14 protein-coding genes are annotated in these 23035 nt (G+C 54.4%); 1 reads left to right on the top strand and 13 read right to left on the bottom strand.

Going from position 1 to position 23035, the window contains the following annotated elements:
* Positions 1–200: 200 nt before the first annotated feature.
* Positions 201–1076: a GNAT family N-acetyltransferase gene (locus K1558_RS29370; protein WP_238655528.1), complete on the top strand. Its 876-nt coding sequence runs from the start codon at positions 201–203 to the stop codon at positions 1074–1076.
* 33 nt (positions 1077–1109) lie between these two features.
* Here the strand turns inward: K1558_RS29370 and K1558_RS29365 are convergent, their stop codons facing one another.
* The 13 genes from K1558_RS29365 to K1558_RS29305 all read right to left on the bottom strand — a co-directional run bounded on the left by K1558_RS29365 (position 1110) and on the right by K1558_RS29305 (position 22981).
* Entirely contained in the window at positions 1110–1763 is a 654-nt protein-coding gene (locus tag K1558_RS29365; protein ID WP_238655527.1) for a M48 family metallopeptidase, read from the bottom strand.
* Positions 1764–1802: 39 nt separating this feature from the next.
* Positions 1803–3191: a hypothetical protein gene (locus K1558_RS29360; protein WP_238655526.1), complete on the bottom strand. Its 1389-nt coding sequence runs from the start codon at positions 3189–3191 to the stop codon at positions 1803–1805.
* A 181-nt stretch (positions 3192–3372) separates the two neighbouring features.
* Entirely contained in the window at positions 3373–4395 is a 1023-nt protein-coding gene (locus tag K1558_RS29355; RefSeq protein ID WP_238655525.1) for an ABC transporter ATP-binding protein, read from the bottom strand.
* Positions 4392–5408: an ABC transporter ATP-binding protein gene (locus K1558_RS29350; protein WP_238655524.1), complete on the bottom strand. Its 1017-nt coding sequence runs from the start codon at positions 5406–5408 to the stop codon at positions 4392–4394. Before K1558_RS29350 ends, K1558_RS29355 begins: the two co-directional genes overlap by 4 nt.
* Positions 5375–6334 (bottom strand): ABC transporter permease, encoded by a 960-nt coding sequence (locus K1558_RS29345; protein WP_238655550.1) that lies wholly within the window; start codon positions 6332–6334, stop codon positions 5375–5377. Before K1558_RS29345 ends, K1558_RS29350 begins: the two co-directional genes overlap by 34 nt.
* Before the next feature lie 59 nt (positions 6335–6393).
* Complete coding sequence (locus tag K1558_RS29340; protein WP_238655523.1) at positions 6394–7365, bottom strand: ABC transporter permease; 972 nt, start codon at positions 7363–7365, stop codon at positions 6394–6396.
* 120 nt (positions 7366–7485) lie between these two features.
* Complete coding sequence (locus K1558_RS29335; RefSeq protein WP_238655522.1) at positions 7486–9228, bottom strand: peptide-binding protein; 1743 nt, start codon at positions 9226–9228, stop codon at positions 7486–7488.
* Positions 9229–9825: 597 nt separating this feature from the next.
* Positions 9826–12399 carry an ABC transporter permease gene (locus tag K1558_RS29330; RefSeq protein ID WP_420800479.1) on the bottom strand — a complete coding sequence of 858 codons (2574 nt, stop codon included), beginning with the start codon at positions 12397–12399 and terminating at the stop codon, positions 9826–9828.
* A 10-nt stretch (positions 12400–12409) separates the two neighbouring features.
* Positions 12410–13111 carry an ABC transporter ATP-binding protein gene (locus K1558_RS29325; protein WP_238655521.1) on the bottom strand — a complete coding sequence of 234 codons (702 nt, stop codon included), beginning with the start codon at positions 13109–13111 and terminating at the stop codon, positions 12410–12412.
* A gap of 410 nt (positions 13112–13521) precedes the next feature.
* Complete coding sequence (locus tag K1558_RS29320; protein WP_238655520.1) at positions 13522–14418, bottom strand: SDR family oxidoreductase; 897 nt, start codon at positions 14416–14418, stop codon at positions 13522–13524.
* Positions 14419–14500: 82 nt separating this feature from the next.
* Complete coding sequence (locus K1558_RS29315) at positions 14501–15340, bottom strand: aldo/keto reductase (RefSeq protein ID WP_238655519.1); 840 nt, start codon at positions 15338–15340, stop codon at positions 14501–14503.
* A gap of 37 nt (positions 15341–15377) precedes the next feature.
* Positions 15378–20411 carry an AAA domain-containing protein gene (locus K1558_RS29310; protein ID WP_238655518.1) on the bottom strand — a complete coding sequence of 1678 codons (5034 nt, stop codon included), beginning with the start codon at positions 20409–20411 and terminating at the stop codon, positions 15378–15380.
* 170 nt (positions 20412–20581) lie between these two features.
* Positions 20582–22981 (bottom strand): GH36-type glycosyl hydrolase domain-containing protein, encoded by a 2400-nt coding sequence (locus tag K1558_RS29305; protein ID WP_238655517.1) that lies wholly within the window; start codon positions 22979–22981, stop codon positions 20582–20584.
* Positions 22982–23035: the final 54 nt, after the last annotated feature.

Genomic DNA, 23035 nt, shown 5'->3' with positions numbered 1-23035 from the left:
TTTAGCGTATTGACATCCATCAAAATTCGTGGTATCAAAGCACCAAATAAGGAAGCTATGTATTTTACGAAACAGTTCGTAGGGCTTAAATATTAATGGGATTATTTGTTTAAACTTAATTTCACCCTGGCTTTTGGAGGGGATGTTCATTACCATTAGGGATATATGAAATCATCCCATACTACTAAGGAGTAACGATCATGGATAGTCTTCACCTTGTCTGCAATTATAAAGAGCATGAGCCGCTGAGGGAGAGCTTCTTCCGGCTGGCTAAGAGCATATTCGGATTGGAACTTGCGCGCTGGTATGAGGCGGGGTTCTGGAATGAATCATACATTCCTTATTCTTACGCAGATGACGGGCAGATCGTGGCCAATGTCTCGGTGAACCTGCTGGAGATAATTATTAACGGGGTGAAGTCCCGCGCTGTGCAGCTCGGGACGGTAATGACTCACCCGGACTACCGGGGGCGGGGCCTACCCACACAGCTGATGAACAAGGTGCTGGAGGATTACGGGCAGGGGTATGAATTCATGTATCTGTTTGCCAATGATTCGGTGCTGGAGTTCTATCCGAAGTTCGGCTTCAAGCCAGTGGACGAGCAGCTCTTCTCCATGGACTGTCCCCGGGATGCCGCCGGATCTGCGGTAATCCGCAAGCTGGACCTTGCCGACCCGCATGATCTGGATCTGTTCACAACGCTTGGTTCGCAGCGGATTCCGGTATCGCAGCGGCTTGGGGTCAGCGGGGTCTATGGCCTGCTGATGTTCTACGGCCTGAACGTATTCAGCGGACAGCTCTACTACCTGGAGAACGAGAAGGTCATCGCGATCTGCCAGCAGGAGAACGGGCAGCTGGAGATCTTTGACCTGATCAGCACACAACCGGTGTCCTGCCGCGACATGGCCTTACTGCTTGCGGACAGCAATACAGAGAAGATCGTCTTCCACTTCACCCCCGATGATCCCGGCCCGGAACTGTCAGGCAGCAGTTATTCAGAGGGCCTGTTCGTAAGGACCCAGGGCAGCCTGGAGTATCCGCCGGGCCTTAAGCACCCGGCTACCTACATCGGATAAACCGCAGGCAGAGCCTGCATCCAGGCCTACAGGTCACAGTGTCATGAATTGCCCCTGCCGGGCCAGGTATGCTTCCTTCTCCTTGTAGTCCGGCATCACACTCCCCAGGCGCCGCCAGAAGGACCGGTCGTGATTCATATGCAGCAGATGACACAGCTCATGAATGATGACATAATCAATCACTTCAGGCGGCGCCATGGCCAGCCGGTAGTTGAACGTCAGCTTGCCGTCAAAGCTGCAGCTGCCCCATTTGGTCCGCGATTCCACAATTTCGATACTCTTCGGCTTCACTCTAAGCTGTATCTGATAGCGGGTGATGCGCTCAGCGATGATTTTTTTGAGACTGGACATATAGAACTTCTTCAGCGCCAGCTTCAGCTCTTCCGCATTCTTCTCCTGCACCGTTATCAGCTCATGGAGCGCAACCTCCCGGCCCAGATACAGATAGACCTCTTCCCCCTCATACCGCTTCGCCTCCGGCACCTTCCGGGCCGCCGCATTCCTGCGCAGCTGCTCCAGAATCCTCGGGCCTATGCTTGCTACCGCACCAAGGATTGTCTCTTCACTTGTTCCCTTAGGCGCCTTAACGGTAATGAGGTCCGAGCCGTCCACGGTTACGGAAAGCTTCTTGCGCTTGCCATACTGAACATGTAGTGTCACCATCTGATCTTCCAGTTGAATCTGCATAGCCACCATCGTTTCTGTAATTTCGGATACTTATATTGGTTAATATACCGGATAACCCGCCACGAACACCGCCAGATAGAGCAGGCTCCCCGCAATGTACAGAGTGGTCAGCACGGCATCCTTCCATCTCTTATCCCCAGTCAGCAGCACCGCCGCGAAGGCCAGCGGAAAAGCCACCGCGAAGTAACGCGGAGCAGACAGCAGCCAGGTCGGCGCAACCACGTAGGCGAAATAGACGATCAGATACGCCATGTATGCGGGGTTCAGCTTCTTCGCACTCCGGAGCATGATGAGAAGCACGGCGAAGATCGCGGTCAGATTCGGCAGCCACAGCCCCAGGAACGAGCGGTAATCCTTATCCTTGAAGGTATTCACGGCATATTCCATCTGATAACGCGCGGTGTCGAAGAAGAAATAGACCCGCTGCGACCAATGCTCCCGCTGATAGATACTGAACTGGAATGCGTTGCCTGTCACACTATAATTGATATAGAGATAGGCCAGCAGACCGAAGGAGACTGTAACCAGAGAGACTACCGCAAGAATCACCTTGTTCATAAAAGCCTTCCGGTCCATCCGCCTGTAACCGGCTATCAGCTCACGGGCCAGCTCCACCGCAATCGGCACAGCCAGCAGAATGCCCGGGGAACGGGTGAATCCGGCCAGTGCCGCGCATATACAGCCCAGCAGCCAGCGCCGCTGGCGCACATAATACAGGGCCATCAGCGAGAGCAGCAGGAACAGCGACTCTGTCATGGGAATGAAGAAGAAGAACGCCGACGGGAAAATGAAGATATATTTCACAACCCGCAGCGCGTTCCTGCGCGCCAGATCCAGCCGGGCCAGCTCATACGCGAACACCGCCGCAGCCAGCGTACACAGATTGGCTACCACAAAACCGGCAACCATATAGCTGCCCGTGAAGAACTGCGCCAGCTTAATGAGCACCGGGAAGAACGGCAGGAACACAATATGGAATCTGGGGTCCCCTTCCGTCACATACCACCGCTCGGCGATGCCCAGATAAGACATAGCGTCAATACCGCGGATATGCCACATCTCAATGAATCGGGAGAACAGATTGCCGGAGCCGCCTTCCCGTAAGACCCAGAATACATAAGCTGCCAGGATGAGCAGCACACGGCTGGCGGCTACCCACAATATGATCTGCCACCAGATCCGCTGACGCTCCTCCTTCTGATCACCGTTGTTTATTCTGACTGACGCTTCAAGCGCACCCTGCGGGCTAAGGTATCCGGTCAGGGCAGGAATCGCCCGCAGGCCGGCCCAGATGAACAGCGCCAGAGCGGCCAGGGAAGCCAGGGTCCCCGCCGGTGTCCAGGTATGTACGGCCGCTGCCCAGATCCAGGCTGCTGCTGCCATGATGAGTATAAATAGAGCTGAAACTGCTGTGTTTACCTTGTTCACTTGAGCCTCCGGTCCGCATCTGATGCGGGAATGAATTGGGATTAAACTGCCAGGAATCTGTCTGCTCCCATTTTCTTATAGAACGATCTGGAACACAATGGTTAGTTTCGGACAAGGGAAGAGGAACGCCGCGTAACCTTCAGCGGCGTTCCTCTTCGGTACAGCGTATAACAATCCGTTATCAGGACTTCGGCAGCAGCGGGAAATGGCAGGCGACCTGCCGGCCCGGGACTGCTTCCTTCAGCAGCGGCTCTGTCTGGCGGCAGGTGTCCTGGACGAACGGGCAGCGGGTATGGAAGCGGCAGCCCGAGGGCGGGTTGGCCGGGGAGGGCACATCCCCCTCCAGCATAATCCGCTCCTGCTTCCGTCTTGGTGACGGCTTGGGAATTGCGGAGAGCAGGGCCGCTGTGTACGGGTGCAGCGGAGCCGCGAACAGCTCCTCCGTCTCAGCTACCTCCACAAGCTTGCCCAGGTACATCACCCCGACGCGGTCGGAGATATGGCGGACGACGTTCAGACCATGCGCAATGAACAGGAAGGTTAAGCCCAGCTCCTTCTGCAGCTTCATCAGCAGGTTAATCACCTGGGACTGGACCGACACATCCAGTGCCGATACTGCCTCGTCGGCGACGATAAATTTCGGGTTCAGGGCAATCGCCCGGGCGATGCCGATCCGCTGGCGCTGTCCGCCGGAGAATTCATGCGGGTAGCGGTTGCGGCGGCTGGCATCCAGACCAACGAGCTCCATCAGCTCGACTACCCGGGCATCGGTCTCCTTCGCCGACATCTTCCGGTGAATGCGCAGCGGCTCGCCAATGATATCCTTGACAAGGAAGCGCGGATTCAGGGATCCGAACGGGTCCTGGAAGATGATCTGCATCTCCTCCCGCAGCTTGCGCATCTCCCTCGAACCGAGGGAATGAATATCCTTGCCGTTGAACAACACTTCTCCCCCGGTCGCACTCTGCAGGCGGAGCAGCACCCGACCGAAGGTGGACTTACCGCAGCCGGATTCGCCGACCAGCCCGAAGGTCTCGCCTTGGCGGATCGACAGGTTCACCCCGTCCACCGCCTTCACCTGTCCGACCGTCCGGTTCAGCAGCCCCTTGGTGATCGGGAAATACTTCTTAACATCCTTCACTTCCAGCAGCACTTCAGAGGCAGCCGGAAGCTTACGTTCAGGTACGTCCAATGTCTTATTCATGCACGCTTCGCCTCCCCGCTGTATTCCGCCGATTCCGGCTTATCCTTGAAGAGCCAGCAGGCGGCACGGTGATCAGCAGAGATCATGAAATCCGGCGGCTCCTGGCTGCGGCAGATGTCCATCGCATGGGGACAGCGCGGATGGAACCGGCAGCCCCCGGGCAGCTGGCCAATCGGCGGGATCGTTCCGCTGATCGTATAGAGCTCGCCGCCGCGTCCGCCTTCGAATCCGGGGATCGACTGGAGCAGTCCCATTGTATAAGGGTGACTGGGATGATCAAAGATCTCCTCGACGCTGCCCTCTTCCACGATGGCCCCGGCATACATAACGGCAATGCGGTCAGCCATCTCGGCGGCAACGCCCATGTCATGGGTAATCAGCAGGATGGACATCCCCAGCTCCGACTGCAGCTTGCGCAGCAGATCGAGAATCTGCGCCTGCACGGTCACATCAAGCGCTGTTGTCGGCTCATCGGCAATCAGCAGCTCAGGATTGCAGGCTAGAGCAATCGCAATGACCACGCGCTGGCACATCCCGCCGGACAGCTCATGCGGGTACTGCTTTGCACGGATCTCCGGGGCCGGAATACCAACCAGCCGAATTAAGTCCACTGCCTGCTTCATGGCTTCGGCATCGCTCTTGTTCTGGTGCAGACGCAGGCTCTCCGCAATCTGTTCCCCGATCGTGAAGACGGGATTCAGCGAGGACATCGGGTCCTGGAAGATCATTGCGATCCGGTTGCCGCGGATGTCCCGCATCTCTTCCTGGGTCTTCTCCCCCAGATTCTGCCCGTGGAAGTTGATGCTTCCGTCTACAATCATCCCGCCTGCGTAATCAATCAGCCGCATGATCGCCAGCGAGGTGACGCTTTTGCCGCTGCCGGATTCCCCGACGATGCATACCGTCTGCCCCTTGTCCACTGTGAGCGAGATGCCGTCAGTTGCCTTAAGCAGCCCCTTCTCTGTCGCGAAGCCGGCGGTCAGTTTCCGGATTTCGAGTAGTTTTTGCGCCATTGCTCCAGCCTCCTCCGGGATTTGGTCACTTGCTGTCTGGGATCAAGGGCATCCCGGATGCCGTCGCCGATAAAGTTAACCGCCAGCACCACCATCAGAATGCAGAAGCCCGGATACACCGCCTGCATCGGATCGACCAGCATGAACTCCTGGGCGTTGCTGAGCATCAGCCCCCAGCTTGTGGCCGGAGCCTGGATGCCGAGGCCCAGATAGGACAGCGCGGATTCACTGAGAATCGCCCCGCCGACCATCAGGGTCGCGTTGACAATAATCGGGAAGCTGGCATTCCGTAACAGATGCCGGAAAATGATGCCCCAGCTGGATACGCCGATCGCTCTGGCGGCTTCCACATACTGCATCTCCCGCAGCTGAAGGAAGGTGCCCCGGACCAGCCGGGCAATGCTCATCCAGCTCGTGAACGCCAGAATCAGAATCATGAACTTGATCTGAGTGCCGAACAGCGCCATCACCAGGATATTCAGAAACAGGGACGGCACGGAGTTCATAACGTCAACAATACGCATGAATACCGTATCCACGAATCCGCCGAAGTAACCCGAAATGGCCCCGATCACCGATCCGACCAGCACGGATACAGCGGCAACCGAGAACCCGATCAGCAGCGAGATCCGGGCGCTGTAGAGCAGTCTGCTTAGAATATCGCGGCCCAGCTCATCGGTGCCGAGGGGATGACCCTCCGCTCCGGGCTTCAGATTGGCGAACATCAGGTCAATTTTCTCCGGTCCATAAGAGGTCAGGTACGGTGCGCATATCCCTAACACGACAAAGATAAGCAGTACGATTAAACCGCCCATGGCAAAAGGATTGCGCGAGAACTTCTTCCACAGTGTTCTCCAGGGGCCCGGCGGCCGGTCGGTATCCACCACAGGAATCTCCGGGTCCGTCCCGCCCGGCATCGGATTCATATCCGGTGTCCCCAGCGGCTTGGACACAACCCCTTTGGTAAGCTCCGTATTATTGGTACTCATGCTGCCTTCCCCCCTTGCTTGCCAAGCTTCACCCGCGGATCAACGACTACATACAATATATCCGCCAGCAGATTGCCGATGACGACCATCACAGCCGTCACGATCGTAACGGCCATCAGTGCCGAATATTCGCGCGCCGTGGCCATCTCTACGAACCAGCGGCCCATTCCCGGCCAGTTGAATACATTCTCTGTCAGTGCGGCCCCGCCCACCAGGATCGGAAGATCCAGGCCGAGTACCGTAATAATTGGAATCAGCGCATTGCGCAGGGCATGGCGGAAGATGACCTTACGTTCCTTCACACCCTTGGCCCGGGCTGTGCGGATATAATCCTGGTCCAGCACCTCCAGCATACTGGCCCGCGCATACTTCATATAAGAAGCCAGGAAGCCAAGCGCGAGTACGGTGACCGGCAGCACCAGATGCATGAACAAATCACCTACATTGCCTTCCTTGCCTCTTGTATACATATCCGACAGGGGGAACCAGTCCAGCTTGAGCGACAGCCACTGCTGCAGCAGTATCCCGAACCAGAAGGTCGGCATGGCGAAGCCCAGATAAGAGATGAACGAAGCCGTCTGATCCGACAACCCATAGACTTTGGTACTATTATAGATTCCCCACGGTATGGCAAGCAGCAGCGATACCAGCCAAGCGACCCCCATCAGGATCACGGTATTGCCGATTCGCGGCCAGAGCAGATCCGAGATCGCAATATGGTTCTTAAAGGTATATCCCAGGTCCCCTTGCAGCAGGTCACCAATCCAGTGCAGATACTGGATATGAATCGGCTGGTCCAGCCCCAGATTCTTGGCTTGCTGCTCGAAGATTTCCGGCGACAGGCCCGGCGCGAGCATCACTTGCGTAGGGCCGCCCGGAGCCGCATGAATGAGAAGAAAGGTCAGTATGGTAATCAGAAAGATGACCAGTACCGATTGAAGCACCCGGCGTATCAGATATTCTGTCATTGGCTATCCTCCTAGAGATGGTAAGGCGATAGATTGCGGAGGCTCCCCCATTGATACAAAAGGGGGAGGTGAAAGAGCATGCTCCTTCACCTCCCGCAAGTCTATTCAGTTAGCGGCGTATTAATCGGTTACCCACCATTTGATAGCATGGAAGAACTGTCCATAGCCCAGTGACGGCTCTGGAGCGTCCTCCTCTGCCCAGTGCACTCTAGGTCCTGTTCCGATGGCCTGACCATACTGATACAGGAATACATAAGGAAGGTCGGTGGAAATTTCTTTACCTACTTCTTTGTAGATCTCTTTGCGCTTAGCCTGGTCTACGGTGGAATATCCGTCTATCCACAGCTGGTCGAGCTTCTCATTCTTATACCAGCCGCTGTTCTGTCCGGCAGGCGGGAAGTACTTGGAGGAGAAGATACTCTCTGCATCAGGGTCCGGTGTACTCAGAGACCACGCCAGCAAGAGGGCCTGGTATTTACCCGGTGTAACGTTCTGGTCGATCCAGGCTGCGAAATCAATCGCCTTCGGCTTCACTTCAATTCCGACATCCTTCAGATTCTGCTGGATAACAGCGGCCACCTGCTCACGGCGGCTGTTGCCGGCATTATATTGAAGCTCGAAGGAGAAGCGGTGGCCTTCTTTGGTCAGAATGCCATCATTGCCGGCAACCCATCCGTCTTCAGCCAGAAGCTTCTTGGCCGTTTCAGCGTTGTAATCGTAGTTCACGGCAGCATCACCCGGATCCGCCCAGGTGTCCGGCAGGAACGGCGCATTCATCAGGGCGCCTACGCCCTTCAGAATATTGTCCACCATCCCCTGGCGGTTCAGCGCATGGGCAATCGCCTGTCTGGTCTTCTGTCCCTGGAACAGGCCATAGCCATCCGGGAAGTTCTTGCCGTCAAAGTTGAAATTAACATATTCGTACTGGGCGCCCGGCTTCTGGATAATATCAATCTTGCCGTCCTTCTTAACGGCTTCCACCTGAGTTACCGGAATCGCACTGATATGGTCCGTATCGCCCTTCATAATCGCTTGGACTTCAGTGTTCTGGTCAGCATAGATCTTGTAGACAATCTGTGCGATATGAGGCTTCACTGTTCCCCAGTAGTTCGGATCGGCATCCATCGTGTGGCTCTCGCCCTGCTTCCAGGCTGTCCATTTCCACGGTCCGCTGGTAACAGTCTTAGCCGGATCTGTACCGAAGGCATTCTTCTGCATTTCGGTCGGCTTCACATCCTTCAGGATATGGGCTGGTACAATCTCCTGAACCAGAGCGTACAGGAATGGGGCGTAAATCTGGGACATGGTGAATTTCACCGTGTGGTCATCGACCTTCTCTACCGTCTTCACCTTGTCATATTGGCTGATCAGCGGCGAGCCGGTATCTTTATTCTTGGCTGTTTCGATGGTATACACTACATCATCCGCGGTGATCGGCTGGCCGTCGCTCCATTTAATGGTATCCTTCAGCTTCACGGTATACGTTAATCCGTCTGCGGAGATTTCCGGGAGGTCAGCGGCCAAAGACCAGTCTTCAGCCTTCACATTGCCTTCGCGGTCGAGGTTGTACAGCTTCGCGAAGACGAACTGGGCGACATCGCCCGATGAGGTGTCATTAACTAGAAGGGGATTAATATTAACAATATCAGAGAATGTGCTTGTTACAAGCGTCCCCCCGTCCACAGGCCCATCAGCCGGGGGTGCTTCAGTAGCATCCGGCGCTGCGCTCTCTGTCGGGGCTGCCGTTGCGGCAGGAGCATTAGTCGCAGAGCTTGAAGTATTATTAGTGCTGCAGCCTGTGAATAGAACCCCTACCAACGATACAACTAGTAAACTTGACCACCATTTTCTCTTTTTCGCCATTCTTCTAACTCCTCCTTAGTTAAATGCTTCTACCTTATCTTCCAAGCTACTGGGGAGACCGGGATGCTCTAGGCCGTTGTGCTCCTGGGACTACCAATGACCGCCTTCACAGGATCATGTAATGAAACATCACACATAATACATATGGTCATGCTGCCGTGAATAGACCATAGGTCAATTAGAGGCAGGAGCAGCTTTCCCGAATGGGAGGCTGAAACATTCCCTTTTATAAATTATGGTTTATATTACATGTGAATATATCTTACGTCAATATATTTATTCATTGTTCATGCATCTTATTTTTTTGCTACAAAAACATTTACTTCCAATATAAAGTGTGATTCGCCTCTGTTCTATCATAAAATATATATCCACTAGGTTTAATAGGGTTAATTTTAATGACATAATAGTATAATTTCCGATTATATTCGACAATATATTCCATGATATCCTAGGTTTCGACCATCCCTCTGAAGCTTATCTCCGCAATTTTGCATAGCAAAAAGGAAGGAATACCGCCAGCCCGTCCTCTCATGCGGCTGCGGTTGTTCCTTCCTCTTTTTCGTCATTTTATAGAATCGGTCTTCCCCTGACTCTCTACTCTACCGATTTCAGCGCCTCAATCATATGAATCCGCTTCAGCTTCAAATGCATGAACACCATGACGATCCCCGAGAACAGCAGGGTCAGCACCCCCGCATAGATATAACTCTGCCACTTGATCAGCGGAGCAAACATCGTCGCGTCCAGCTCAGCCGTAGACAGGACGAACCGGTGCAGAATGACGCCCAGCGCGCCCCCCGATAGAATGCCAAGCAGCGTTAACAGAATATTCTCCCGGTAAATGTACAGGGTGACCTCCTTATCGTAGAAGCCGAGCACCTTGATTGTAGATAATTCACGTACCCGCTCAGACACATTGATATTGGTCAGATTATACAGGACCACGAAGGCGAGGGCAGCAGCTGAGACGATCAGCACGACCATCACCACATCCATACTTTCCATCGTCTCGTCAAAAGCATCACCCACCCTGCTGGAGAAGCTGACCAGAGCCACCTGAGCGTTCGCCGTCAGCTTCTCCCCGAAGGTATCCTCCCACTGTTTATCCTGGGCTGTATAGTTCAGCAATTGAGTGTTATAGGCGGGCTCTTTGCCGAATACCTCCGTGTAATACGCCGGGGGCATGTACATATAATGCAGCACATAGTTCTCAGTAACCGCCGCCACCTTAATCTGGAATTCCTCATTGCTGCTGTCCAGAACGGTCAGGCTGTCGCCGGGGGCCAGATCATACAGCCTGGCCAGCTTCTCGGTAATCACCGCACCTCCGGCGTTCAGGTCCAGCGGCCGATCCGCCGTGCGCTCCTTAAGCATTACGAACGAAGGCAGCTTCGCCGCATCTGAAGGGACAAAAATCCTCACCTCCTGATCGTTCACGCCTTTAGCCCGGGCCGTCATCGCCTCCTGGAGCACATCCAGGGTGCCCGTAACCGCAGGCTCCTGTTCAATCATTTGCTTGTACGAAGCCTGCTCTGCGGCCGGCGCATTCTCATGCAGTGCCACCAGAGCGCTGTACTTCATAATCCCGCCGAACTGCTTGCCGGCGATGCTGCCGATGGAATCCTTCAGGCCAAAGCCTGTCAGGATCAGCGCCGTACAGCCTGCCACCCCGATCACGGTCATGAACATCCGCTGCTTGTAGCGGAACAGGTTGCGGGCTGTCACCTTCTGCACGAAGCTGAGCCTTCTCCACAGGAAGGTGAAGCGCTCCAGCAGAATCCGCTGCCCGCTCTTCGGCGCCTTAGGCCGCATCAGCACCGACGCATTGCTGCGCAGCTCCACCCGGGAGGCGATCATCGCCGTCATGGCTGTACAGATCAGCGCCACCAGGATAGAGACCACCGCATAATCCGGGTAGAAGCTCTTAATGACATCCGGCAGGTTGTAGAGCGAGCTGTAGGCATTATAAATAATGTCCGGGAACAAAGTGAAGCCCACCGCCAGGCCGACAACGGAGGCTGTGAGACTGGCCAGCGTGCCATATACCAGAAATTTGGCCATGATGTCCCTGGCCCCATACCCCAGCGCCTTCAGGGTGCCGATCTGCAGCCGCTGTTCTTCTACCATCCGGGTCATGGTCGTCAGACTGACGAGCGCAGCGATCAGGAAGAAGAAGACCGGAAAAACAGAAGCAATCGCCGACAGGCGGTCCGCATTGTCCTTATATTCAGCGTATCCGGAATTGATCGTCCGGTCCGTCACATAGACCTTCGGCAGCTCCGGCTGGCTCTGTGCCGCTGCCTGCTGCTCCTGCTGTTGTTGCGTCCCCTGCTGTGCCCCTTGGCCCCCCTGCTGAGCTGCAGCCTGCTTCGCCGCCGCAACAGCTTCCGCCTTCAGCTCCTCCAGGCGCTGCGCCGGATAATCCTTCAGCGCCTCTTCTGTCTCTGCGAGGTGCCGCTCAATCATTGCGTCGTAGGCTGGAGTATAGGCCGTCTCTGCAGCGGTATCCTTGAAGCTGAGGTAAGCCTCCGTGTACACCGGCAGCTTGAAGTCTGCTTCCGGAATAACGGCGAATGCATCGGCGGTTCCTTTGCCGATCCGGCTCGTTCCGCGGTTCGCGGTCTCAATATATTGCGGGCTCTGCGCGAAGCCCACCACCGTGTAGGACTGCGTCTGGAAACTTGCCGCCAGATCCTCCCCGCCCTCCCCGCCGAAGAGAATGGAATCGCCCAGCTTGAACTTCTCCTTCTCACGCAGGTGTTCATCCAGTACAATCTCTCCCGAAGCCTCCGGGAGACGCCCGGCAGTGAGCTTGTAGCCATTCAGCTCATTGTCTTCTGCGTAGGAATAGACCTTGGCAATCAGCCCGCTGTCGCCCAGGAACACATCGGAGCTGTATCCGGGCTGAACCGTCTGCACTCCCGGTAAGGCCCGCAGCGTATCAATGCTCTTCCCGTTCAATCCGTAAGTGGACTGGACGCGAAGGTCCATCAGCCGCAGGTTCTTATAATACGTTGCTGCGGTGTCCAGCATGTCCGGCCCTGCCGACTTGATCCCGGCGAAGAAGCATACCCCCAGCATAATAATGGCGAAGATCGAGAGGAACCTTGCCTTGGTACGGCGGATCTCCCGGAATACATCCTTCCATAACGCCCGTTTCTTCATCATCTCCGGCTCCTTACCATTCGATGTCTTCTACGGATACCGGCGCTTCGTTCTTCACCATTCTCCGTACCTTGGCATTGTTGATCTCGATGACCCTGTCGGCCATCGGGGCAATCGCCAGATTGTGTGTGATCACAATTACCGTAGTCCCGGTATTGCGGCACGTATCCTGCAGCAGCTTCAGCACCTGCTTACCGGTATTGTAATCCAGCGCGCCGGTCGGCTCATCGCAGAGCAGCAGCTTCGGCTGCTTGGCCAGCGCTCTGGCAATGGCCACCCGCTGCTGCTCCCCGCCGGAGAGCTGGGCCGGGAAGTTGTTCAGCCGCGCGCCAAGCCCCACATCCTCCAGCACCTGCCGGGCATCCAGTGCCCGGGGAGAGATCTGCGAGGCCAGCTCCACATTCTCCAGCGTGGTCAGATTGGGCACCAGATTGTAGAACTGGAACACGAAACCCACGTCATTACGGCGGTAGCCGGTCAATTCCTTAGCGTTATAACGGGCGATGTCCACACCGTCCACAATGACCTGGCCTTCGTCGGCGGAATCCATCCCGCCCAATATATTCAGTACCGTTGACTTCCCCGCTCCGCTGGGTCCGACAATAACGGCGAACTCTCCTTGTTCAATCTCAAAATCAATGCCGTCATTAGCGACAATCAGGGTCTCCCCCATCTTATAACGCTTATATTCACCTTGTACTGTTACGAATGCCATGCTGTCTCCTCCTGTCTTCTCCCCACACCGCCTGGCCTGCCGGGCCGGCAGCTCATGTTCTACCCTCAAGTGTAGCACATGAGCCCCCCATACATGCAAAAGTACCGCTTTCACTGCCCCGGCTGCAAGCATTCCCGCTACACAAGTGGAAACGGGGCTGTCCCAAAAGTGACACCCCCATTTATTGCGGGAATTATGTATGTGAAAAACAGCATACATTTGCTGACGCGCAAGTAACATCTCACCGATGGATACAACGTTCTGTTGCGGAGTGTCCTTCTCCCCCAAGTGCTCACTCTAAATCAACTCCAGCATATAGAGCTATCCCAAGCAGCCGTTTGTTGGCTTCTGGGACATTCCCGCTACAGCAAAAAACCTCCTTGCGGAGGTTCCTCGCTAAGCGTATCCGGTTATGGCGTCGGCATACCGCCGTTGGCATTCAGCGTCTCGCCGCTGATGTAGCTTGATTCCTGGCTGGCCAGGAAGACATAGGCCGGAGCCATCTCGGCAGGCTGGCCGGGGCGTCCCAGCGGGGTCTTGGCGCCGAACTCCTTCAGCACCTCCTGCGGCTGTCCGCCGCTGACCTGCAGCGGGGTCCAGACCGGTCCCGGCGCAACGACATTCACGCGGATGCCCTTATCAGCCACCTGCTGGGCCAGCGCTTTGCTGAAGGTGTTGATCGAGCTTTTGGTGGTGGCATAATCCAGCAGAATCTCTGAAGGCTCATACGCCTGAATCGATGAAGTGTTGATAATCGTGCTGCCCGGCTTCATATGCGGAATCGCGGCCTTACAGAGCCAGAACAGCGCGTAGACATTGGTCTTGAAGGTGGCATCGAACTGCTCGGTGGTCAGATCGGCGATATCCTTCACGAACTGCTGCTTCCCGGCAATGTTGGCCAGAATATCAATTCCGCCCAGTTCCGCCACTGCCTTGGCGATCAGTTGCTCGCAGTACTTCTCGTCCTTCAGATCGCCGGGAACGGCAACCGCCTTGCGGCCCGCTTCCTCTACCAGCTGGACAACTTCCTTCGCGTCCGCTTCTTCCTCCGGCAGATAAGCCAGCACCACATCGGCCCCTTCCCGGGCAAAAGCGACCGCGACCGCCCGCCCGATTCCGCTATCCGCTCCGGTGATGACCGCCCTGCGTCCGGTAAGCCGTCCGCTGCCCTTATAAGTTCCCGCCCCGTCGTCGGGACGCGGATGCATCTTCGTCTCCAGACCAGGGGCCGGCTGCTGCTGCTCGAATTCCGGCGTAGCCTTGTCATACTGCTTCACAGGGTCCTGAATCTTATATTGATCGCTCATGCTGAATTCCTCCTCTGTTAGCTTCTGGTCGTCTGGCATCTGACACTTTTAATGTAACCAGCTTCCAGTTCTGCTAAACGGATCAGAATTCCTCATACACCGCCGGGTCCTGATCCCACAGCGGTCCGGTGGTTGGAATATCGCAGATCGCCTTCATCTCTTCCTTCGACAGCTCGAAGCTGAAGATATCAATATTCTCCTGCTGGTGCTCCTTCGACTGCGAACGGGGAATCGGGATAGCCCCGAGCTGCACATGCCAGCGCAGCACAATCTGCGAGACGGATTTGCCATGGGTCTCAGCAATGGCGCGGAGATGTTCATGCTCCAGCAGCTCCTTCCCGCGTCCGAGCGGGCTCCAGGATTCGGTAACAATGCCATGCGTCAGATGATTCGCGCGCTGCTCCGCCTGATTATAGAAGGGATGCAGCTCAATCTGGTTCATGCTCGGAACGACGCCCGTCTCCTGAATGAGACGTTCAAGATGCTCCGGCAGGAAGTTGCTGACGCCGATCGAACGGATTAGTCCCTTTTTACGGGCATCAATCAGGGCCTGCCAAGCCTCCACATACAGGTTCACCTTGGGGTTCGGCCAGTGGATCAGATACAGGTCATAATAATCGAGCCCGGCCCGGTACAGCGATTCCTCAATCGTCTTGACCGCCTCATCATACTTATGATGCCGCCCCGGCAGCTTGGAGGTAATGAACAGCTCCTCTCTCGGTACACCGCTCTTCCGGACTGCCTCCCCGACCACGCCCTCATTCTCATAGTTAAATGCGGAGTCGATTAGGCGATACCCCAGATTCATTGCTGTCTTCAGACTCTCTACACCCTTCGCGCCTCTGATCCACGCGGTTCCAAAGCCGATGGCCGGCGCCTTCACCCCGTCGTTCAACAGAACCTCCGGAATATGAATGGTCATGAATTTGCAGCCTCCTTTATCACAATTTTTATTCTCCTTATCTGCAATACCACGCAGCCCTCCAGCGGGTAGCATACACGCCTTCTTTTACATAAGTAAACGTCAGCCCTAACTGCCGCAAGGCCGGTAAATGCCTTACCATGTTCAAATCCTTAATTACCCAGATTGTGCCGTCCTGATCTCTTGTATCTACAAATTGCAGGTTATTGGCTTGCAAATAATCCCGCAAATTAAATCTCGAGCCCCTGTCCATATATTCTCCCAGGCTATCTGACCGAACTTCAGAATCGTTCCAGTAATGCACTTCCAGACCAGAAATCGATTCCAGCAAGACAAGCTCCTGTTCCAGAGCCGCCTGCCGTTCCTCTTCCCTGTTACGCATTTCTTCTGTCCAATAGTCTGTGAGATTTGGCTGCCCGCTGATTTCCTGATAAAAGAATTCGTCAATAACCTCTTCCTCCGGTGACCTGAACCCGGCTACATCTATTACATACTCCGCAGGTATATTCTCATCGGATGGCAGCTCCTCCGTAGCCGATTCCTGCTCAACCTTGTGCCATTCCTGCCGGATCTGCGCTGCCCTGTTGATGATAGACGCCTTCAGCCCATGATCAGCGGAATCTTCGGAAGCCCGTTCTGTCTCCTGACGATGAAGCTCACGCGGAATGTCCAGCTCTTCCAGTCTGCGGAACAGCGGCTGCAGCGCCTTTTCCGGATTCCGGAAATATTCTCCACCGCGAATCCGCACGAAGCTCCAGCCTAAGCGTTCCAGTATGGACTGTCTATCCATATCTTCCTTAAGCTTCTCTGCTGGATGCCATTTGTCTCCATCACATTCCACCGCAAGACGTCTCCCGCCTCCTTCAACAACCATATCAATCCGGTAGGCCCCAACCTTCCATTGAGGAAGTACTCTATAGCCTTCCCCCGTCACCCGGCGCATAACCTGCCGCTCGAATTCGGACTCCAGCACGGGCTCATGACGTTTATATGCTTCATCTGCTGAATACGGATTTTTGACATATTCAATTAATTGTTTCCGCAAATCCCCTTCTTTGAGTTGGATAGAGGCATCCAGCGAATGAATAAGCCATAGCTGGTCACGGGCACGGCTTACGGCTACGTTATACCGTTTCTTGGTGCGGTTCCCCGGATCAGATATCAGACGCAGAGGCACCATCTCTTCAGAAGCATCTACCATGGACAGGAATATAATATCGCGCTCATCTCCCTGAAATTGGGCAGAGTTCCCGCAGCGTATCTTCCGCCTTTGATATTCAGTCGCCGGAATATACTTGTGCAGATACTGATCAATCAGAATAGCCTGTTCTTCGCCAAGTAATGTAATTACGCCGATGGTTGCATCCTTATATTCTTCCAGCCCGATAGCAGACAGAATTAGCGATGCAATAGTCTCTGCTTCAGCTTCATTGCGCTTACCGTTCCGGATCGCTCCTTCCACCCGGTACTCTACTGTATACGGCTTAGTGGAGACCCCGCTGGCATCCCGCAGCGGAAGAACAGAGCCATTATAGGACAACAGATTACTGAACTGGATAATCGGTTCCACACAGCGGAAATGCTCACGAAGCTGCGTCATACCCGCGAATGAAGTTTTGGCTAAATCATAGATTGAGGTACTTCCATCATATAGCGCAGCATTGGGTATCCCCTCCAAATGCGCTCCCATTAACCTTCTGGTCTCATCCAGCCGCTGGCCGATTGCTTCCGGACTTACCTGCTCATCATCACCCACCACCACAATTTGCGTTCCCAGATACAGGGCAGTCAGAGCCATAATATCGGCCTGGCTCGCTTCATCCACAATCACCACATCAAACCGGTTCTCAGACGGTTTAAAGCTGTCTACCACTCTATACGTTGGCATGATCCAGACCGGAACAGCCGTCTGGCAGACCGGCATCAGCTTTCGGGCTTCAGCCAGAAGATGCGGTGCAGCTTTTCCTGTACGCTTGCCGGCCTTCTTCATCAGCAGTTTCCATCCATGCAGCGCATTCTGTTGCTTGAGTGTAGTTTTACGGGCCAATGCCAGCCAAGCCTTCTTCTCCACTAACTGAACTGTGATTGCTTTGAATTTCTTACGGGAATCCGCCAGCTCTTCCTGAAGCTGCTGTGCCGGGATGCTCCCCCGCTCATCAAGCTCGATATCCAGCTGTTTGAGCAGCCAGGCGGTATCAAGGCCTTCCGGTGCGCGATAACTTCCATGGATTCCGCTTCTATTCTTAAGTGCCAGCGCCCACTCCCGTGCGCTCTTCTGCACTTGCTGAATCCAGGCTCCCCTTTGGGCGATTAATGCGCTTTTATCCCGCAGCTTCTGAACCTCCTGATATGCCTGTTCATAGAGTGCCGGGTCCAGCTGGATTACACCTTGTTGCAGACGACTGGCTATAGCGGAGCGGGAATCTCCCAGTAAATCAGCCATCCTGCCTGCTTCTGCAATTTGACTTTTGACCGAAGTCCATCTCTCAGCTTGAAGATATGAATCTATAATAAGAGGCAGTTCATGTTCTGCAAGTTCCCGGAGGTGATGCCATTCCATATGTCTGCCTACAGCCATGGGCTTAGCATTCAGAAGGACATCCCACAGCAGTCCCTCACTCTCTAGAGAATGAAGCGGCGGATCGAAGCTGGTCTGTCTCCAGTACAGCAGGCTGCGGATCTCCTGAATAACGTTATCCATTTGCTCTTCCGGCTGAGGCCCAAATTCCGCCAGATCATATCCGCCCCGATCCGTTACCTGACGCTTCCAGCGGATGGTCAATTTGGAACGCTGAGCCTGATACGCCCCCATCGCCAGCAGTGCGTCCAAGTAGGCAGCGTTAACTTCTTCCAGGGCTTTGCCGGGAGGCGCAATCCGCTCGCAGGTTTTTTTCCACTGTCTCTTAAGCAGCAATTGGAAGGTATTCAGCTTCCCCCCGGCTTCCAGATACCGCTTCATTTCCTCCAGAATAGGCAGCAGTGGCTGCAAATCGGTATCAGACAGATAGTCAAAACCATATTTATACCGGGCAGTTCTCGCTATACGATACAGTTCAACCCACTTCTCCATTTCTTCCAGCAGGTCAATCCAGTCGTTTTTCTCCGTTTCCCTGGTTGAAACCAGATCCAGCTTCCATTCGTCCTCAGTAATGGTTCCAAATGCCTGGCGCAGCTGTTGTAGTGCAACAAGTAGCTTATCCGGATGCACCTCGGCTCCTGTTACCCAGTAAGGGATATGTCTGCTAGTATCTATTGTGGACAAATGCTGATGCTCCTGTACAAGCCTATGGAATATATCAGGAGTAACAGGTAGTTCTACTCGGTTGTGTAAATACTGAAATTCCGTCTCATCCAGTATACTGATGATTTCGGAGCTTCTGTATAGCTGGTCTAATTCATTTGGAGTAAGCGGAAAAACATGGCCGGGCACTATGCTCCCCGGAACCAGCTCCATTGTATTCCGGCCTTCAGCGATTAATTTTGCCGCTGCGGAAGGATCGTACTGCGTTCCCCACATCACAATAGGCCGGTAATCACTCTCTCTGGAGAACTGCAGCCGTTCTTCAACGTCTCTGATCTTGTCCAGCAAGGATTTACGTTCAGCGCTCAGCCGTTCTACCTCTGCTTCTGTCTGGTCAATAGATATTGAGCTTAAAGTGGAGGTAATCGTATCGATTGAGGTTTCAAGCTGCTTCTGTCCACTGACATCATCCAGCACACTGACACATAGATCCTGAAGCGGCCCGGCCACTTTATCACGCAGTACAGCTAGCGCCCTTGAGGTATGGCTGGTTACAAGTACGCTTTTACCTTCTGCCAGAAAATGCCCGAGCAAATTGGCAATAGTATGCGTCTTCCCGGTACCCGGCGGTCCTTGAACCAGTACCGATCCGTATTTGCCCAGCTTCAGGGCGATATCGAGCTGCTCTGAATTCGCTTCTTTGGTGAACAGAACGTCCTCACTCTCGCCATTTACATTAAGATTAGTATAAGAAAATACATTCGCTGGGTTGGAAGCCTCTCCGGGATCAATTCCGGTAATTCGTGCAATGGCCTGAGGCGGTTCTTCTCTAACTTTCAAATCTTCGATGATCTCTTCAAAAGCATGCTCGAAGCCGGCAGAACGTTTGCGCAGAAATAGAACCGGCTCTCGTTGGATATAAATGGCCTTCTTGTCCAGGGCAGCAGGTGCAGAGGTTCCATGGTAAGGAATAAACTTTGCTTGGGCCGACAAGTATCCTGATATTCTCCGTAAATAATCATCCGTATCGCTATAGCCCAAAGGAGAGCATAGAGCTTCCAACAATTCTCCGGCACATCTTTTAAGAGAACCTGGGCTTATTTCAGGAATATCCCTGAACAACTGACTATAGAACTCAGGTGCGGCATCGGTAGCCGTGATTGTAAATTCAGGACCCTCGGGGTTGAAGGCAAGCTCGACTCTTTGTAAAAGTACGGGATGGTGGACCGGTTCCGGTGCCAGCTCCCAGTGCAGAATACCGTCGCCAATCATTAACTCTACAGCATCCCGCTCACGGTCAATCCAAGAATATAGCATGTACAAATCCTCGAACAGCTTAATCGTTCGGCGAACAGGCCACTCCCGCTGTTGCCAGTGCTCACGCTCCTGAATCCAGCTGTCCCACAGGCTTACTCTCTCCTTATCTTGATCGAAACGTTCCACATAAGCTTCATATTCACCATCCGCAGCTTCTCTGTAGCTGTTCATACTCTCCATACGCTCCGGCCGGGCATGAATCTTCTCCCAATCCGGCTTCATCCAGCGCAGAAGCAGTTCCGGCGGCTTGGGGCATGCTGTCTTATCGGGTCGTTTCACACGAAGAAGAATCTCAGGCACTTCGTCTTCTATACGTTCAGAAGGGCTTATCCCCGCTGTAAAATCACACGCTACATTAGAATGTATCGGCAGTTCCGCAAGAGACTGCGACCATAACTGACTGGTTATACGCTTGATTATCGGCTGCTTCAGCTGATGCAAAGCCTGTAGATAGGTAAACACCTGAATAAGCTTCTGCTTCGCGGCGCTCTTCTGCTCTTCGCTAATTCCCATACAAAGCCCTTCTTCTCTGCCTCTTGTACGACAAAGATCCTATTTTTTAACCTAATTATAATATAATCAGCTATGTTGCAATACCAATAATTTCAATAACTGAAAAGAGACGCGGATGGCCCGCGCCTCATCAAAATCTGCTAAGAAGATACTACTAGCAGCCGATATTATTATCTCTCATCATCGAGAGTACCTGCCGGAATCTTAACCAGTACCTCATATTGCGAACCGGAGGCCAGTCCCTTCAGCACACCGTCCTCTGCAAACTGGCCGTTCAGATAGACTTCCATTGTCTTGACCCCAGGCTCACGCTTCATCTTAATATTCAGCTCCGCGCCTCTGAAGCTGCGCTTCACCGCCGCCTCCTGCCAATCTGATGGTAATTGCGGCTTCACCTGCAGCCCTTCGCGGGTTCCCTGCAGCCCGAACAGCCCGTCCATCAGGCAGCGGTAGACCCACGGTACCGTCCCTGTATTGAACAGATGGCTGGAGCGTCCCGCCGTGTTCGGGAACTGCTTGTACGCGCCGCGGTAATAGTTGGGAATGAATACCGGCAGCTGGCCGCGTCTGATGATGTCCTCCAGATCGGGTCCGGGGATCATTTTGCGCAGCATGCGGTAGGCATCATCCTGCTCACCCACGGCATACAGGCCATAGATGTAGAATGCAGCCGCATGGTTATAGACCGCCCCGTTCTCGGCTGTCCCCGGATGCTTCTGGGTCACCCGCCCCACATCCTCGCGCATGGCTGTATAGGAGGGGGCCAGCTTCTCCAAGCCATATGGTGTCTCGAGCTGCTCCTTGACCGACTTCATCAGCTTCTGACGCTGCTCTTCATCCGCTGCTCCGCTAAGCAGCGCCCAGCCCTGCGGGTTGATGAAGATCCGGCCTTCCTTATCTTCGCTGATGCCGAACAGGACATTGTTATCGGTGATCCCCCGCGCATACCATTCGCCGTCCCACAGATACTGGTTGGCCGCCGCGTTCACTTCGTCCGCCGCCTGGCGGAAGGTGTCCGCCGCCTCCGGCCGGCCGCTGCGTTCACAGATCTCCGCCCAGATCCGGCAGGCATAAGCCGTCGCTATCGTCAGCCAGCCGGAGACACCCTTACCCTGGTAGCCTACCATGTTCATCGGGTCGCACCAGTCGCCCTGATTGATATAATTCAGACCGCGTTCATCGCGCTCATGGAGCAGCCACTCTACCGCCCGGTCGATATGCTCATGTACAGGTCCCGTCCCCAGGCCGCCCGCATACGTTACTTCCTCATCCAGAATGCTGTAATCATCCGTCTCATCCAGATAGGTGCTTAAGCAGATCGGCAGCCACACGCAGTGATCGGTATGCGGAACCTGGTTAATATATTTCAGTTCAGCCGCCTCATGCAGAATAATCCCGTCCGGCATCGCTCCGCTCACCTCCTGCTGGCACAGGGCAGTGAGGAAGGCCGCTCTGGCTACCTGCGGCTTGATATAGCTCATTCCCATATGGTCCTGCAGATAGTTGCGGGTCTGGGGGTCGGTCGTCAGGCGGTTGGTCTGTCCGTGATAATACATCTGCCGGGGCAGCCAATGGTTGACCAGATTGTCGAGATCGGCATCCGGGGTTGTAATCTCAATGGAGCCCCTGCCCTCTCTGATATACTCTGCGTACTCCTGCTCGGCCCGGACGAATCCGTCTGCGCCATCCTCTCCCTTATCGAGGAACAGCCGCTGGCGGATCTCTGCAATCTCCTGCTCATCGTGGGCCGGCCCGAAGATGAAGCGGTATTCCTTCTCCTCGCCCGCATTCAGCCCGGTGCTGTATTGCAGCACCGCGACTGGGGTTTCATAGCGGGCTTCCCCCCTGGACAGCAGTCCGCTCTTCAGCGCCGACGGCGATCCGATGCCGCCTTCGCCCTCGAAGGCCTCCTGGTTCACTTCCCAAGAAGTAGGAGCGTGCTCGGCCAGCAGGAAGGTTTTGTCCTTCAGATGTTTGATTTTGGCATAGTCCTGATATTTCTGATAAGGTGTTACGGCCGTAGCCACGACTCCCTGCAGGTCTTGTTTATACTCGCCGGACTGATTCATCCATGACATATAGCCGATGGTAAAATAAGGATAAATACTGATTTTGCGCGGCACAGAGGACAGATTGGTCACCTTCACCCGCCACAGCTCCATTGGCTCATGCTTAGGCAGGCTCAGCGTCATTTCGATGGCGATGCCGTTCTTCTCTATTTTCCAGATAATATTATGCTTGCCTACAGCAAAGGTGTAATGGTCAGGCGGCATACGGACAGGCTCGTAAGGGGCAGAGAACACCTCTCCGTTCTCCTCATCCTTCACATAGACGAAGCGGCCGGGATGGTGGGCATAATAGGGCTGCTCCGGCTGCATGAAGGTCTTGGCCTCCAGATTCGGGGCATAGGAGTACTTGGCCGGCTCGGGCTGCATGAACTGGGCCACCGCATAGCCGCGGCAGTTCACATGAATCATCATCTGCTCATTCCACAGGAAGCCTGAAGCCTTGGGGAGCATGGTCGGGCTCGACAGCTCATAGTATTCATTGTTCTCGGATGCTCTTATCATTCTCACGCCTCACTTTCCTGAATTATCCTGCTAATCGTAGTGTCATCAATATAA

This window comes from Paenibacillus piscarius (assembly GCF_022234545.1).
GTDB classification, from domain to species: Bacteria; Bacillota; Bacilli; order Paenibacillales; family Paenibacillaceae; genus Paenibacillus_AQ; species Paenibacillus_AQ piscarius.
Note: the sequence above shows the minus strand (reverse complement) of the source record. Positions and strands in the feature narration are given on the sequence as shown.

Excerpts from the sequence above, each read along its gene's own strand:
- K1558_RS29370 (WP_238655528.1), top strand. The coding sequence starts at position 201 with ATGGATAGTCTTCACCTTGTCTGCAATTATAAAGAGCATGAGCCGCTG.
- K1558_RS29365 (WP_238655527.1), bottom strand. The coding sequence starts at position 1,763 with ATGCAGATTCAACTGGAAGATCAGATGGTGACACTACATGTTCAGTAT.
- K1558_RS29355 (WP_238655525.1), bottom strand. The coding sequence starts at position 4,395 with ATGAATAAGACATTGGACGTACCTGAACGTAAGCTTCCGGCTGCCTCT.
- K1558_RS29350 (WP_238655524.1), bottom strand. The coding sequence starts at position 5,408 with ATGGCGCAAAAACTACTCGAAATCCGGAAACTGACCGCCGGCTTCGCG.
- K1558_RS29345 (WP_238655550.1), bottom strand. The coding sequence starts at position 6,334 with ATGAATCCGATGCCGGGCGGGACGGACCCGGAGATTCCTGTGGTGGAT.
- K1558_RS29340 (WP_238655523.1), bottom strand. The coding sequence starts at position 7,365 with ATGACAGAATATCTGATACGCCGGGTGCTTCAATCGGTACTGGTCATC.
- K1558_RS29335 (WP_238655522.1), bottom strand. The coding sequence starts at position 9,228 with ATGGCGAAAAAGAGAAAATGGTGGTCAAGTTTACTAGTTGTATCGTTG.
- K1558_RS29330 (WP_420800479.1), bottom strand. The coding sequence starts at position 12,399 with ATGATGAAGAAACGGGCGTTATGGAAGGATGTATTCCGGGAGATCCGC.
- K1558_RS29325 (WP_238655521.1), bottom strand. The coding sequence starts at position 13,111 with ATGGCATTCGTAACAGTACAAGGTGAATATAAGCGTTATAAGATGGGG.
- K1558_RS29320 (WP_238655520.1), bottom strand. The coding sequence starts at position 14,418 with ATGAGCGATCAATATAAGATTCAGGACCCTGTGAAGCAGTATGACAAG.
- K1558_RS29315 (WP_238655519.1), bottom strand. The coding sequence starts at position 15,340 with ATGACCATTCATATTCCGGAGGTTCTGTTGAACGACGGGGTGAAGGCG.
- K1558_RS29310 (WP_238655518.1), bottom strand. The coding sequence starts at position 20,411 with ATGGGAATTAGCGAAGAGCAGAAGAGCGCCGCGAAGCAGAAGCTTATT.
- K1558_RS29305 (WP_238655517.1), bottom strand. The coding sequence starts at position 22,981 with ATGATAAGAGCATCCGAGAACAATGAATACTATGAGCTGTCGAGCCCG.